Source organism: Xenorhabdus sp. SGI246, from assembly GCF_040838225.1.
Taxonomy (GTDB): domain Bacteria; phylum Pseudomonadota; class Gammaproteobacteria; order Enterobacterales; family Enterobacteriaceae; genus Xenorhabdus; species Xenorhabdus indica.
In genome coordinates this window covers 78,453-93,256 of the sequence record NZ_JBFPEZ010000016.1, presented here as the reverse complement: position 1 = coordinate 93,256, position 14,804 = coordinate 78,453, and the positions used below count along the sequence as shown (strand labels likewise).

Sequence of the window (14,804 nt, the reverse complement as noted above, 5' to 3'; positions counted from 1 at the left end):
TTTTATCAGCATTGTGTGGGGAGGTGGCATGATGATTGATATGAGTATATTTTGAGAAATTTCATAAGCTTCATTACATCATTTTAAATTGATATCTTGGCTACCGAGTTTGTTTATTGATTATTATGTTTGTTAGTTGTTCCAGTCATTTTTATTGATTAGATATTTAGGTTAATAGCTGTTTATATGTGATCAAACACAAATTTTTAAGTGCAATTCTTTAAACAAGCATCTTTCAAACATGATGTTGATTAAATATATTTAAATAGAAAAATATTAATGATCTATCTTATTAAACTATTTTATTTGTTATTTTGGTTGAGAGTACGATTGTAACTCTTATGTATTAGTCCTTAAAAGATGGCATCTCTATTCTGGCTCTGATATGGATTTTGTAATTAACTTGATGGTAATGATACTTAAGCAAATGAATAGGCTTTGGTTTCATGAGGCTTGAGTTGTTTTGTTATTCTATTTGAGCAAATTGTCAGTGATGACATGAATCTATCTATAAGCTGTAGGCTGTTTTGTGTGTTAAAACAATTTTTTTGAAGATTTACCTATCATTGTGGGTAATAAATGGACATTTAAATTGGAGTGGCTTGCTATTTGAGGTTGTATGAAAGATAATAGCCTCCGCTTTGGAGTTTGAAGCTAACATCAATGGGGGCTCTATTGGTTCTCCCGCAATGCTAACTTGTTAACTTGGTCAGGTCTGGAAAGAAGCAGCCATAGCAGGGGATGTGTGTGCTGGGATGTCGCTGGTAGAGCCCTCACCCATTTTCAAGATGCGGTTTTTAGCCTGCCATTTTAACCCACAGTCAGTTTACATCTCACCCAATATATGGGGAGCCGATAATAGTTACCGGCTTTCACTACTTCCTATCTGATCACAGCAGCTTAGCGGACAAATTTCCAAACAGATGACGGGATTTTATCATAGAGTTTATTCATGGTTAGTTCAGCCAAGCGGTGATCAGCGGCGGAATAGAACAATTCTAGTTCATCGTCCGAAAGCTCATATTTATTTTTCTCAATTACACGTTCCAGTGTTTCAATAGAAGTGCATTTTCTCAAACGCATCAGATAGTCAGTTTTAGTCATAATCGCCTTATCTTATTTGGTATAAAAAATAGTTAGGAATATATTTATCAGATTTTGCTTAAAGAAGCGTTTAAATCATGTAACAGAATGTTAGTTAAGTGTTTATTTGTTTTTTGCCACTGTGTCAGTTCAACAAAGCTTATCTTATCATTTCCAAACAAATTATATGTTTCATCCAGATATTTATCAATTAAAGTACTGAAGTTGTAGTTGTCAGTATATTTAATTTTAAAACTCCAAACAAACGCCGTAATGTGTTCGATGAATTCGTTTAGTCTTAAGCTTTTTTCAGAAGTCAGATCGTTTATCCAATGATTATCAGTGCGATTCAATACCGAAAATGCTTCGTAAATTAAATTTTCACATAAGTACTTTAATTCAGCAATATCATGTCTTTTTGGTGAATATTCATCCATAATCACCTCCCGTAAACAACGTAAGGCTTATTTGAGCTAAGGCTTATACATATCAATTATTATAGTTGTTCTTTTAGAATTAAGCCTATCAAAACATGATTATTATTTATTAATAATAAGACTCTATATTTTTTACGTTTACCAACCCGCTTTTTTAAAGGTGAGCAATTTACACTTAGTTAAGGCTAAAAGCCAGTATGCTACTAAAAATACGGATGTAAACACATATGACATCAAATATATTGGATTATACTAATATAGTAGATGTTATAGCAAGTAGGTACAAAAATCATTATATACCCTTCATCTTTCAAATTGCTACTTTTTTGCTGGTTATAGCGTTGGCTGCGTTCACTCACATATGTCATCCAGGCACAGTATCTAGGATAGTTATCTATGGCTTCTGGAGGCTTGTGAGTTGTTTGTTATCACGCTGCAACTTGAATTCGTCTTGGGTATGAGTAATTGTATTGGAACTTTCAAAATCAATATAACATCATTATTACATATATCATCATCAAGGGGGAACACTTTTTACCATTAAAGGTGTAATTAGAAGAAACAGATGTCAAATTACCAACTTATCTTCCATTTATTATAAAAAACGTAAAGATATCACATTTTAAGTGTAGAGCGTTTTTCATAAGTATTTATTTTAACTGTAGTAAAGGTAGTTTTCCGAGTTGGATACAAGATAAGATATTTTTTGTTGATGTCGTTGGGTTGATATAAAAGGCCACATCCGTGGCCTTTTAAGTCAATTACTGGATTTATTGAGGAGATGAAATGTGTTTTATATCCTCACTTTTTTGGCTAAAACGGCGTCTAATTACAACAAAGAATACAGGGACGAAATAGATTGCCAGCGATGTCGCAGCAATCATACCTCCCAATACGCCAGTTCCTACGGCATTTTGAGCACCAGAGCCAGCACCATTGCTCAGAACTAAAGGCATGACACCTAGCATAAAGGCCAAAGAAGTCATCAGAATCGGACGTAAACGCATCCTCGCTGCTTCCAGGGTGGCTTCTATTAGTCCTTTACCCTCCTTCTCCAGCAAGTCCTTGGCGAATTCAACGATAAGGATGGCATTTTTTGCAGACAGACCGATTGTGGTTAGCAACCCTACTTTAAAGTAGATATCGTTGTCCAGCTCACGAATTAAAGTTGCCAGCAATGCACCAATAATTCCTAGTGGTACAACTAACATTACAGAGAATGGTATGGACCAGCTTTCATACAGCGCTGCCAGACAGAGGAACACGACAATTAATGATAGCGCATATAGTGCTGGAGCCTGGTTACCTGACAGACGTTCCTGATAAGACATTCCCGTCCAGTCATAGCCAACACCTGATGGTAACTGTGAAGCAAGTTTTTCCATCAGAGCCATTGCATCACCGGTACTTTTCCCGCGGGCAGCTTCACCGACAATTTCCATTGATGGTAATCCGTTGTAGCGTTCCAGACGCGGAGGACCATAAATCCACGGTTCTTTAGAAGTGTCTATGAATGCAGAGAATGGCACCATTTTACCGAAATAGTTACGGACATACAGCTTACCAATATCTTTTGGCAACATACGGAAAGCTGAATCGGCCTGAACATAGACCTTTTTAACCCGACCCCGGTCGATGAAATCATTAATATAAGCACCACCAAACATCGTACTTAATGTTGTGTTGATATCATTGACGGAAACACCCAGAGCTTCTGCTTTCTCCTGATCAATATAGAAGCGGTACTGAGAAGTATCATCCTGCCCATTAGGACGAACACTCGTGAGCATATCTGGATGTTGAGCGACCATGCCCAGTAATTGGTTACGTGCATTTATCAGCGCTTCATGTCCGAGGTTTCCTCTATCAATTAGCTGGAAGTCAAAACCGCTGGAGGAGCCTAATTCCACAATTGCCGGAATGTTAAATGCGAATACCATTCCTTCCTTGATTTGTGAAAAACGGATGTTAGCCCGGTCCAGGATTGCCGGGACTTTATCTTTTGCAGCCTTACGCTCATCCCAATCTTTTAAGCTGACAAAGGCCAGCCCCATATTTTGTCCCATACCGGCAAAACCAAAGCCGTTTAAGGTAAATACAGATTGAACAACGTCTTTTTCATCGGTATAGAAGTAATCATTGACTTCCTCCAAGACTTTTTGTGTCTGCTCTTGAGTTGAGCCGGAAGGTAGCTGAACCATTGCCAGCAATACCCCTTGATCTTCTTCTGGAAGGAAGGAAGAGGGGATACGCATAAATATCAGAGCCATACCTGCGATCAGCCCAACATAAATCAGCAGATAACGTCCTGTGCTACGTAGCATACGCCCTACACTATCGGTATAGTGATGCGTACTTTTTTCGAACAAGCGGTTAAACCAGCCAAAGAAACCGGTTTGAATGCCATGGCTGCCTTTGGCAATGGGCTTAAGCATGGTTGCACAAAGTGCTGGTGTCAGGATCAAGGCGACAAAGACAGACAATATCATTGCTGAGACAATTGTCACCGAGAATTGACGGTAAATTGCACCAGTCGATCCACCAAAGAACGCCATTGGAACAAATACCGCAGAAAGCACCAGTGCGATACCGACCAAAGCACTTTGGATCTGTCCCATTGATTTTTTTGTCGCTTCTTTTGGCGAGAGCCCTTCTTCCTGCATGACGCGCTCAACGTTTTCCACCACGACGATTGCATCATCTACGAGTAGCCCAATGGCAAGTACCATAGCAAACATGGTTAACGTATTGATGGAGTAACCAAATGCGGCCAGCACGGAAAATGTACCTAGCAATACGATCGGAACCGCAATAGTTGGGATCAGTGTTGCCCGGAAGTTTTGCAGGAACAGATACATGACAACGAAAACCAGCAAGATAGCTTCTGCCAGTGTTTTCACCACTTCGAAAATAGAAATCTTAACGAAGGGAGTTGTGTCATACGGATATACAACGGTCAAACCATGCGGGAAAAATGGTTGCAACTCAGCCAGTACTTTCTTGACAGCTTTAGACGTATCTAAAGCGTTGGCACCAGTTGCTAATTTGATACCGATCCCTGACGCAGCCTTACCATTGAATCGGGCGATGAAGCCATAGTTTTGAGCACCCAGCTCAACAGTGGCAACATCACTCAGACTGATTTTTGAACCATCGGGATTTACACGTATCAGGATATTGCTAAATTGTTCGGGAGAACTTAGACGTGTCTGGGCAATGATGGAAACATTCAGGCGTTGTCCAGGAATAGGAGGTGTTCCCCCTAGTTGACCGGCTGCAACTTGGTTATTCTGATCTCTGATGGCCTTCATGACATCTTGTACAGTTATTTTATAATTGACCAACTTGTCAGGATCGAGCCAGATACGCATGGCATACTGTGTACCAAGCAGCATGGCTTCACCCACACCAGTAACGCGGCTAAGTGAGTCTTTGACATTGGCTCCGATATAGTCGGAGATATCATCCTGAGTCATAGAATCATCTTCAGAAATGAAGCCCGCGACCATTAAAAAAGAATTGGTTGTTTTATCAACGCTAACGCCTTGCTGTTGAACTTCCTGAGGTAACAAAGGCATTGCCAGTTGCAGTTTATTTTGTACCTGCACTTGTGCAATATCAGGATCTGTGTTCGCTTCAAAGGTGAGTGTGATACTCACTTGGCCAGCAGAATCACTATTAGAAGACATGTACACTAAGTTATCGATACCATTCATATTTTGCTCAATAACTTGAGTGACTGTATTCTGTACTGTTGTTGCGTCAGCTCCAGGATAATTTGCTGAGATAGAAATCGATGGCGGTGCAATAGAAGGATATTGCTCCACAGGTAATTTCATTATTGCCAACAGACCAGAAAGCATAGTGATAATTGCAATTACCCATGCAAAGATTGGTCGTTCTATAAAAAACTTAGGCATGAATCCCCAACTCCTTATTGAGATTTTTTGGTTGATTCAGTTTTAGTTGTTGTAGGCTTGGCATCCAAATCAACTTCCGTTGGTTGAACTGTTAGTCCCGGCGCGATTTTCTGCAACCCTGTGACGATGACTCTATCACCTGCTTTTAGGCCCGAGGTAACCAACCATTTGTTGCCAACGGCTTGAGTGGCATTGATATAACGCAATTCCACTTTGTTATCTTTATTAACGACTAGTGTTGTTGCCTGACCACGAGGTGTTCTGGTCACCCCTTGTTGAGGAACTAAAATCGCATTTTTACGCACACCTTCTTCCAGTTTGGTACGGACAAACATACCGGGCAGTAGTTCTTCATTCGGGTTCGGAAAAACAGCACGCATTGTTATGGAGCCCGTTGTTTCATCCACAGTAATGTCTGAAAACTCAAGGTGACCAGTCTGGCTATACATTTTCCCTGCATCAGTGATTAAGTGAATTTTGGGCTTACCGTTTTCTCTCTGAACTGTGCCTTTTGCGATCTCATTCTTAAGTCGCAGATAGTCATCGCTGGATTGCGTGATATCAACATAGATAGGATCAAGTTGTTGAACCGTTGTCAAAGCATTTGTCTGCCCGCCAGAAACCAGAGCTCCTTCAGAGACGGTAGATTTACCTGCACGTCCTGAGATGGGAGAAGTGACTTTAGTATAAGCTAAGTTTATGCGGGCACTTTCCAATGCCGCTTTCAAAGATTGAACATCTGCCGCAGCTTGAGCGTATTCAGAATTTGCTTTATCAAATTCCTGTTTACTAACATATTGTGTACCCAGTAATGACTTATAGCGTTCAACAGTTAAACGAGCGACGCTCTCGTTTGCTTCTGCTCTGGCCAAATTTGCTTTGGCCTTACTGTAATCTGCCTGATAGGTTGCTGAATCAATTTGATATAAAGAATCTCCGGCGTGAACATCACTGCCTTCTTTGTAGTTACGTTTCAGAATGATGCCACCGACTTGAGGGCGTACTTCAGCAACACGATAAGCTGAAGTTCTGCCCGGTAATTCTGTGATCACTGTCAGAGGTTCAGCTTTCAGCGTTACGATACCGACTTCAGGAACCTGCTCGCCAGCAGCCCCTTGCTGAAAATCTTGACTGTCATTACATCCTGAGAGAATGAAGCTGCCTGAAAGTACCAGTAATGTGGCCAGAGGCACAACCCCTCTGATTTTTCGCATAAGTAAACCTCAATTTTTCAATGTAAACTCTCGAATTGATGAGTGCTAACGAGTGAAATTATTACTTCATTGATGAGCGATGCTATAGTACAAACATACATGAATGTATGTAAATTAGCCTCGGTTAAAAAACAAAGTTTATGGCATAAAAATGGCACGAAAAACTAAACAGCAAGCTAAAGAAACTCGTCAACAAATTATAGAAGCTGCGATAAAGGTTTTTTCTGAGCGTGGTGTTTCTGCTACATCATTATCAGATATCGCAATTGCAGCCGGTGTAACACGTGGCGCAATTTATTGGCATTTTAAAAACAAAACTGATTTACTTTTTGCTGCTTGTAAAATGCCTGAAAGCACAATAGATGCTTTTGAAAAAGAGTATCAAGCAAAATATCCCAATAATCCACTCTTTGTATTGAGATCTCTGTTGATTTTTCTGTTAAAAATGATGACGAGTAATTGCCAGAATCGTTTGTTAATGGAAATTTTTTTCCATAAATGTGAGTTTGTTGGAGAAATGTCTTTATTGTCTGAGCAAATTCGGGAGGTATGTATTTCCGATTATCAAAAAATAGAAGACGTGCTGGTTGCTTGTATTCAATCGGGAGAATTGCCTCATGATATCGATCCCAAACGTTCAGCGATTATGCTAAGAGCATTAATGACTGGGTTATTGGAGAATTGGTTATTTGCGCCGGACAGTTTTAATATTCAGGAGCAAGCAGTATATCTGGTGGATAGTTTCATTGATACACTAAAATATAGCCATCACATGCGCCATATTGAAGAAAACAAATTTTGAATAACATGAGATAATTATAAATGGAATCAATTTTATTATGGCCAGTAATTATGTTCTTAAGAGTAACCTCTTGACACTGGCCTGAAAAATAAACATAGCAGTGTTACCTGCACTTCAGTGCTATCATTCCATTATCTGCAAACGATGAGTAGATGAATTCATGATTCCATTTAACCACTATTTGAGTACAGTACTCAATAAGGGGGTCTTGTGCAATAAAAGACCAGGGGTATTGTATTTTCACTTTTTAGGGCTGGTGAGCCTATTTATTCTTCTGTCATGCTTTTTTCATCCAGCTATGGCTGTATTCAGTAGTGATGTTCCAACGCGTGATGATATTCAAAATCAACTTAAAGTGTTGACAGAGCGTAAAGAGCATACAGTTGAAGAGAAAGCCTCAATAGTCGATTTAGAAAAAACGCTCTCTTTCTTTGATAAAATAGATCAAGTTAAGCTGGATTCTGAACAACTTAAAAAAAATTTACAGGAATTACCACAGAAATCACAACAGCTCACCACTGAATTAGCAAGCCTGAAGAGTAATTCCCAACAGAATGAGAATGAATATAAGCAAAATCTGGCTACTTTATCTCTGAAACAACTTGAAACCAAACTGAACAATACACTGAACAACCTGCAAAAAGCACAGGACAATCTCGCCAGTTATAATAGCCAACTGATTGGGTTACAAACTCAGCCAGAGCGAGCACAAAATTTGCTGTACCATAATGTACAACGGTTGCAGCAAATTCGTAATCAGCTTAATAACGCAATCACGGAACAGTCTGAGGTTCGTCATACCGAAATCGAATTATTATTGGTAGAGCAATCTTTCTTGATGCAACAAAAGGACTACCAAAAAGAGTCTTTGCAAGTAAATACCCAGTTACAAACCCTTTTACAGCTTCAACGTGATTACACTTCTTTCCAAATTGAACAATTGGAGCGGTATGTCCAGTTAATTCAGGATATTGTTAATGGAAGACACCTAATTGTTTCGGAAGAAACTGCCAAAGAGGTGCAGAATTCAGATGATACTAATCCTCATATTCAGTCCAATCCGCTGGTCAGGGAAGAAATTGAGATAAATCGAGATCTCAGTGAACGTTTGGTAGCGGCAACACGGGATAATAACCAACTCGTGCAGAAAAAAATTCAGGTAAAGAATTTTCTGGATAGAGCTATCCAATCTGAGCGTGGTTTGAAAGAGCAAGTTAAAGTATTACGTGGAAGCTTATTGTTATCACGCATTTTGTTTCAGGAACAGCTCAAAGTGCCCCGAAATGTCCTGACAAAGGATTTACCCACGAAAATTGCCGACTTGCGGTTAGAACAGTTTGAAATTGCTCAGCAACGTGATCAGCTTTACTTGGTTAATGACTATATCAATCAACTATTGAACCAACATATCAGTGAGATACAAGATGAGCCTCAAGAGGTGGTTGGGGAAATTCGTAATGCGATAGAGCAATTACTTGAGATTCGTCGGGATTTATTGAACCAACTGAACAACCTGCTTGGTCAGCAGATTACACACGCCATTAATTTGCAGATGGATCAACAGGAGTTATTGGATGTGAGTCAATCGCTGGAACAGACGCTTGTCCAGCAGATTTTCTGGGTTAATAGCAATAAGCCTATGAACTGGGCATGGTTGAAATCACTGCCAGCATTAGCTCATGAAGAGCTGACGCATTTTAATATTCATTTTACGACCAGCGGGCTTATCACCGGGTTGCAGAATTCTATTCACTTTGTTATTCCCCTTTTACTGGTAGGGTTTTTTTTACGCTGGCAGACAAAAAGTATTAATGTACAACTAAAGAAAATTTCTACTGAGGTAGGGCAACTACGCAGGGATAGTCAATTACATACTCCACTGGCTTTGATTCTGACGCTGATAAAGACACTGCCTCTGGCTTTTATTATTCTGGCAATAGGTTACTGGTACTCGAAGTCAGGTGATGAGTTAGGGGAGTTGGTTTGGGGATTTTCCCGTCAATTGGCGTTATTTTGGATTGTCTATGGATGCAGTTATCAAATTCTGGATAAAGGAGGGATCGGAGAACAGCATTTCTCCCTGAATAAAGAATTGTGTTCACTATTTCGCAAAAATCTCACGAGATTGTCACTCGCTTTATTGCCGCTTCTGTTCTGGGTAACCCTGGGCGTTAAACATCCACTTCGTTTATCTGATGATGTTATTGGTCAATGTACCGTACTGCTTTGTCTGTTCTTTGTTTTTATATTTATTTTTCCATTTTGCCGTCAGGTATGGCGTGAAAAAAGTTCGCATATGATCCAAACCATCGTGGTAACGACATTAACTTTTGCCCCGTTGGTTCTGATTGTGTTGACGGTATCCGGCTACTTCTATACGACATTACGTTTATCTGAACGTTGGCTTTACAGTGCTTATCTGCTTCTTCTCTGGCATATTTGCTATCAGTCCTGTCTGCGTGGGTTAAGCCTTGCAGCGCGTAGTATTGCGTATCGCCGCGCGGTTGCCCGCCGTCAGGCTCAGGCAAAAGAAGGTGCAGAAGGCGAAGTGGTAGAGGAACCACCAATGGCATTGGATCTCATTAATCAGCAATCATTACGTTTAACCACGATGGTGTTGTTTCTGATCTTTTTTATGGCATTTTACTGGACTTGGTCTGACTTGGTGACGGTATTCTCTTACCTTGATGGAATTAATCTGTGGCAATACAGCACGGCAACAGAGCTGGGAAATGTCCTGCAACACGTCACTTTGAAAGATTTGGCACTTTCCATAGCTATGCTGGTTATCTCATGGGTCATGATGAGAAACTTGCCGGGGTTATTGGAAGTATTGGTACTATCCCGTTTACAGTTACAACAGGGTTCTTCTTATGCCATTAAGACAACGCTGACTTATTTTATTATCGGTGTTGGAGGGATTAGTGCACTGGCAACACTGGGTGTTTCATGGAATAAATTACAGTGGCTGGCAGCAGCACTTTCGGTGGGATTGGGGTTTGGATTACAGGAAATCTTTGCCAATTTTGTTTCAGGTTTGATTATTTTGTTTGAACGTCCTGTTCGTATCGGCGATACCGTCACTATAGGAACATATTCTGGCTCAGTCAGTAAAATCCGTATTCGTGCAACAACAATTACTGATTTTGATCGTAAAGAGGTGATTATCCCTAACCGGGCATTTGTTACAGAACGCCTGATTAACTGGACACTTTCTGACACAATCACCCGCATTATCATTAAGGTGGGTGTTGCATATGGTTCTGATCTCGATAAGGTGAAAGAAGTGATGTTACAGGCGGCGAAAAGTAATCCCCGCGTCATGAACGAACCAGAACCACAAGTTTATTTTATGAGTTTTGGGGCTAGCACACTGGATCATGAATTAAGGTTATATGTGCGGGAATTAGGTGATCGCAGTCGCACGGTTGATGAAGTTAACCGCAGTATAGATAAATTGTGCCGGGAAAATGATATCAATATTGCGTTCAATCAGTTGGAAGTCTATTTGCATAATGGACAGGGAAATAGTCTGCAAGAAGTTCAAAAGACGATGGTTCAGAATTCTGTGGCTCAACCCCCCATGAGCAGGGGTCAACGTTATTCAGATGAACATCCAGCCTCTGACGACAAGCCGCTCTTACCTTAAGGAATGACTTTAAAAAAATGACTTTTAGAATATGCCTGATGATTGTTTATCAGGCATTTTTCTCAGATTGTTGAGACTCTTGTTTTAATTTCCCTTGAAAGTCATGTTTAACGATTTCTAATGCAGCTAATGCGATTTCAGGGGAAATTTCATTGCATTCGAGTAGATAAATAAGATCTACTGCAAGTTTAACTTCAACTGGTGCATTTTCGAAAACCATCACGATTATTCCTCTAATTAATCTGAATGTTCCTGCTTTTCTATCGCTTTTTCTATACGCATCAATGCCTGACGGCAACGAGCAAGCCTTCCTGCCAGAGCGGCGATTTCTCTTTGCAATTTATATTTATTTGCTAATACAACTTGTTGATCTAGTTGTAACTCACGATCATCAATCATTGCCATTAAACGGCGTTCATAATCTTGATGTTCGGCTAATCGTTGGTAAAGATCTCGCTCTTGTGACTGTCGATCAAACTTATCTTCTTGCCTGCGGAGTGATTGGGTGGATAATTCTCTTTTTAGAGCTTCAATTTGCATTACTAAACGTTCAGAGAGAAATTTGACCTGTACAGTACGATTGTTTTTGACACAATGTTTTAACTGAGCCATATTCTGGTTAATTTCCTGCATATATCCACTGAGTTTATTGCTGTGGTGATGAAATAAAGTCTGATCAAAACGAGCAATTGAAAATGGGGTATCGGGCAGGGAAGTTAACTCGGTTGCCAGCATACTGATTTGTTTTTCAAGCACATCTAATAAATTTTGTATACCCATCAGTATCCCGTTATAGTCAATAATCTTTTTGTTAAATTCTATGCCATCCGGTCATCAAAGTTATGTTTAACAACGATGCAGAATGTCATAGAGATTAAGTTTGATACATATCAACAAATATAAGCAGCAATGTGCTTTGTTGTTGCTTTTTTCCGGTAGTTTTCATAGATTTTAGCGTTTTCATTTTTTTAACTGGCTGGCATTAATTATGACCGCTAACGCACAAAAACTGCAATTTATTAAAGATAGTATTGAAACAATACCTGATTATCCCAAAGCAGGCATACTTTTCCGTGATATTACTACGCTATTGGATAATCCCGCTGCGTACCAAGCGACGATTGATTTATTGGTCGCACATTTTGAGGGAAAAGGTATCACCAAAATTGTCGGTACTGAAGCACGTGGTTTCTTGTTTGGAGCACCTGTAGCACTGCGTTTGGGAGTGGGATTTGTTCCTGTCCGTAAAAAAGGCAAATTACCCAGAGAAATATTAAGTGAAACTTATGATCTGGAATACGGTACTGATACTTTAGAAATTCATAAAGACAGTATCAAAGCCGAAGATAAAGTTCTCGTTATTGATGACCTGCTTGCAACCGGTGGTACAATCGAAGCAACAGTTCGCTTAATCCGCCGTCTTGGTGGCGAGGTTTCTGAAGCAGCCTTTATCATTGGTTTACCTGATTTGGGGGGTGCAGAGCGTTTGAAAAATCAGGGTGTTGACAGCTACATTCTTGTCGAGTTTCCTGATCACTGATTGTTCTGATTTTTGTATAATTGATACTTCAGCCTCGCCGTCTATGGTGAGGCTGTGCTAGCATGATAGGCAGTCGTGTTCAATCTCCTCGGTATTCATGAGCTATCAGGTACTTGCCCGTAAGTGGCGCCCACAAATATTTTCTGATGTGATTGGTCAACAACATGTGTTGACTGCATTGGCTAATGGTCTTGAACACCAACGCCTCCATCATGCTTATCTTTTTTCCGGCACTCGTGGTGTGGGAAAAACAACTATTGCGCGTCTGTTGGCAAAGGGGCTGAATTGTGAAACAGGTATCACAAAAACCCCCTGTGGACAGTGTACAAATTGCCTTGAAATTGAGCAGGGACGATTTGTTGATCTGATAGAAATTGACGCTGCTTCGCGAACAAAAGTAGAAGATACCCGCGAATTGCTGGATAACGTGCAGTATGCGCCTGCCAGAGGGCGTTTCAAAGTTTATCTTATTGACGAAGTTCACATGCTGTCACGTCATAGCTTCAATGCTTTACTCAAGACATTGGAAGAACCGCCAGAACATGTGAAATTTCTGTTGGCAACGACTGATCCGCAGAAATTGCCGGTAACCATTCTTTCACGTTGTTTGCAATTTCATTTGAAGGCACTGGATGTTAATCAAATCAGTGGTCAATTGGAGCATGTACTTAAGGCAGAACAAATAGAGAGCGAGGCTCGGGCCCGTCAGCTATTGGCTCGTGCGGCAGATGGCAGTATGCGTGATGCATTAAGTCTGGCCGATCAGGCCATTGCTCTCGGTGGTGGAAAACTGACAGCAGAGATTGTCAGCCAGATGCTAGGCACGCTGGATGATGAACAGCCTCTGGAAATGATAGAAGCGCTAGTTCGTGCTGATGGGCAGATGCTTATGGCTCTGGTTGAGCAGGTTGCAGCACGTGGTATGGATTGGGAAAATCTCCTGGTCGAGATGTTATCGTTGTTACATCGCATCGCCATGATCCAATTGCTGCCTCAGCAACCAGAAATAGAACCGTCTTCAACAGAAGGGCGTTTGCGATTGCTGGCGAAATCAATTTCACCTAGCGATTTACAACTCTATTACCAGGCTTTATTGGTTGGTCGTAAAGATCTCCCCTTTGCGCCGGAGCGCAGAATGGGAGTTGAAATGGCATTATTGCGTGCTTTGGCGTTTCATCCCAAAACAGTTATTGAAGAAACGCCGGAACCCCATAATCATAATGTAGAAACTCCTACTGCATCGGCTATTGCAGCATCAACACCTGCACAGCCGCGTGTTATAGCTCAATCCAAACCTAATAATTCCGGACCAAACAATTCTGTACCTGACCATATTGTTCCTGACAATATGGTTAGCAAAAAATCTACTGAACAAAAAATGCCTCAGACATCAGAGGCAGAATCGGTAGCTGACAGTCCGACAGCAAAATTATTGCAAGCAAGGAATCTGCTTTCTCGCCAAGGAAACGCTCCTCCAAAAAAGGCTGAGCCGGCAGCGTCTGTGAAGACGAAGTCGGCAGGTTCGGCATTGGAGCGATTGGTTACAGTGGCTGAACAACGGCCGCAATCTTTTATTCCTGAGACGCGGGAATCTAAACCTGTAAAACAAGAGGCTTATCGCTGGCGCGCTAAAAATATTGAAAAAAAACCAGTTGCTACGACACCAAAATCGATTAAATCAGCACTTGAATATGAAAAGCCCCCAGAATTGGTGGAAAAGTTAGCGGTTGAATCTAAACAAAGAGATCCATGGGCCGCTGAAATTGATAACTTGAATATTCCAAAACTGGTTCAACAGGTGGCATTGAATGCATTTAAAGAGCAGATTAACGAAAACCAGTTCCGCCTTCATTTACGTTCAAAACAACGTCATCTTAATTCAGCAACAGCGCAGAAAACGTTAACTGAAGCATTGAGTGAATTACATGGTAGACCTATTGAACTCAGTATCATTGAAGATGATAATCCAGCGGTAAAAACACCGTTGGAGTGGCGACAAGCCATTTATGAAGAAAAATTGGCACAAGCTCGCCAATCCATTATTTCGGATAGAACGATTCAAACACTTCAGCAGTTATTCGATGCAGAATTGGATGAAGAAAGTATCCGGCCTGTTTAACCCCGCAGTGTGTATTTATACTGTGTCTACAGCAAAGAGA

At 40.7% G+C, this 14,804-nt stretch carries 10 protein-coding genes and 1 other RNA gene; 5 read left to right on the top strand and 6 right to left on the bottom strand.

Features of this window, described 5'->3' with window-relative positions; genetic code table 11:
* Positions 1-673: 673 nt before the first annotated feature.
* An RNA gene (gene ffs, locus ABLA85_RS04535) (signal recognition particle sRNA small type) lies at positions 674-770 on the top strand.
* A 130-nt stretch (positions 771-900) separates the two neighbouring features.
* On the opposite strand, the gene ABLA85_RS04530 is transcribed toward ffs, so the two are convergent.
* From ABLA85_RS04530 to ABLA85_RS04515, 4 genes are all read right to left on the bottom strand, one after another.
* On the bottom strand, positions 901-1,104 hold the full coding sequence (locus ABLA85_RS04530) for an HHA domain-containing protein (RefSeq protein WP_010845060.1): 204 nt from the start codon (positions 1,102-1,104) through the stop codon (positions 901-903).
* 47 nt (positions 1,105-1,151) lie between these two features.
* Positions 1,152-1,520 carry an Hha toxicity modulator TomB gene (gene tomB, locus ABLA85_RS04525; protein ID WP_367961750.1) on the bottom strand — a complete coding sequence of 123 codons (369 nt, stop codon included), beginning with the start codon at positions 1,518-1,520 and terminating at the stop codon, positions 1,152-1,154.
* Positions 1,521-2,290: 770 nt separating this feature from the next.
* Positions 2,291-5,440: an efflux RND transporter permease subunit gene (locus ABLA85_RS04520; protein ID WP_367961749.1), complete on the bottom strand. Its 3,150-nt coding sequence runs from the start codon at positions 5,438-5,440 to the stop codon at positions 2,291-2,293.
* Positions 5,441-5,454: 14 nt separating this feature from the next.
* Entirely contained in the window at positions 5,455-6,654 is a 1,200-nt protein-coding gene (locus ABLA85_RS04515) for an efflux RND transporter periplasmic adaptor subunit (protein ID WP_367961746.1), read from the bottom strand.
* Positions 6,655-6,805: 151 nt separating this feature from the next.
* Here ABLA85_RS04515 and acrR point away from each other — a divergent pair, with 151 nt between their 5' ends.
* Both acrR and mscK read left to right on the top strand, forming a co-directional pair.
* Positions 6,806-7,456, top strand: coding sequence for a multidrug efflux transporter transcriptional repressor AcrR (gene acrR / locus ABLA85_RS04510; protein WP_367961744.1), 651 nt, complete (start codon positions 6,806-6,808; stop codon positions 7,454-7,456).
* Positions 7,457-7,616: 160 nt separating this feature from the next.
* Entirely contained in the window at positions 7,617-11,105 is a 3,489-nt protein-coding gene (gene mscK / locus ABLA85_RS04505; RefSeq protein WP_367961743.1) for a mechanosensitive channel MscK, read from the top strand.
* Between the two features lie 49 nt (positions 11,106-11,154).
* Here the strand turns inward: mscK and rsmS are convergent, their stop codons facing one another.
* Positions 11,155-11,325, bottom strand: coding sequence for a pleiotropic regulatory protein RsmS (gene rsmS, locus ABLA85_RS04500; RefSeq protein ID WP_367961893.1), 171 nt, complete (start codon positions 11,323-11,325; stop codon positions 11,155-11,157).
* Between the two features lie 17 nt (positions 11,326-11,342).
* Positions 11,343-11,885 carry a primosomal replication protein PriC gene (priC, locus tag ABLA85_RS04495; protein WP_367961741.1) on the bottom strand — a complete coding sequence of 181 codons (543 nt, stop codon included), beginning with the start codon at positions 11,883-11,885 and terminating at the stop codon, positions 11,343-11,345.
* 208 nt (positions 11,886-12,093) lie between these two features.
* Between priC and apt the strand changes: the two genes are divergently transcribed.
* Complete coding sequence (gene apt, locus ABLA85_RS04490) at positions 12,094-12,645, top strand: adenine phosphoribosyltransferase (protein WP_367961740.1); 552 nt, start codon at positions 12,094-12,096, stop codon at positions 12,643-12,645.
* Positions 12,646-12,742: 97 nt separating this feature from the next.
* Positions 12,743-14,764, top strand: coding sequence for a DNA polymerase III subunit gamma/tau (dnaX, locus tag ABLA85_RS04485; protein ID WP_367961738.1), 2,022 nt, complete (start codon positions 12,743-12,745; stop codon positions 14,762-14,764).
* Positions 14,765-14,804: the final 40 nt, after the last annotated feature.

Excerpts from the sequence above, each read along its gene's own strand:
- dnaX (WP_367961738.1), top strand. The coding sequence starts at position 12,743 with ATGAGCTATCAGGTACTTGCCCGTAAGTGGCGCCCACAAATATTTTCT.
- rsmS (WP_367961893.1), bottom strand. The coding sequence starts at position 11,325 with ATGGTTTTCGAAAATGCACCAGTTGAAGTTAAACTTGCAGTAGATCTT.
- ABLA85_RS04530 (WP_010845060.1), bottom strand. The coding sequence starts at position 1,104 with ATGACTAAAACTGACTATCTGATGCGTTTGAGAAAATGCACTTCTATT.
- mscK (WP_367961743.1), top strand. The coding sequence starts at position 7,617 with ATGATTCCATTTAACCACTATTTGAGTACAGTACTCAATAAGGGGGTC.
- apt (WP_367961740.1), top strand. The coding sequence starts at position 12,094 with ATGACCGCTAACGCACAAAAACTGCAATTTATTAAAGATAGTATTGAA.
- ABLA85_RS04520 (WP_367961749.1), bottom strand. The coding sequence starts at position 5,440 with ATGCCTAAGTTTTTTATAGAACGACCAATCTTTGCATGGGTAATTGCA.
- priC (WP_367961741.1), bottom strand. The coding sequence starts at position 11,885 with ATGGGTATACAAAATTTATTAGATGTGCTTGAAAAACAAATCAGTATG.
- acrR (WP_367961744.1), top strand. The coding sequence starts at position 6,806 with ATGGCACGAAAAACTAAACAGCAAGCTAAAGAAACTCGTCAACAAATT.
- tomB (WP_367961750.1), bottom strand. The coding sequence starts at position 1,520 with ATGGATGAATATTCACCAAAAAGACATGATATTGCTGAATTAAAGTAC.
- ABLA85_RS04515 (WP_367961746.1), bottom strand. The coding sequence starts at position 6,654 with ATGCGAAAAATCAGAGGGGTTGTGCCTCTGGCCACATTACTGGTACTT.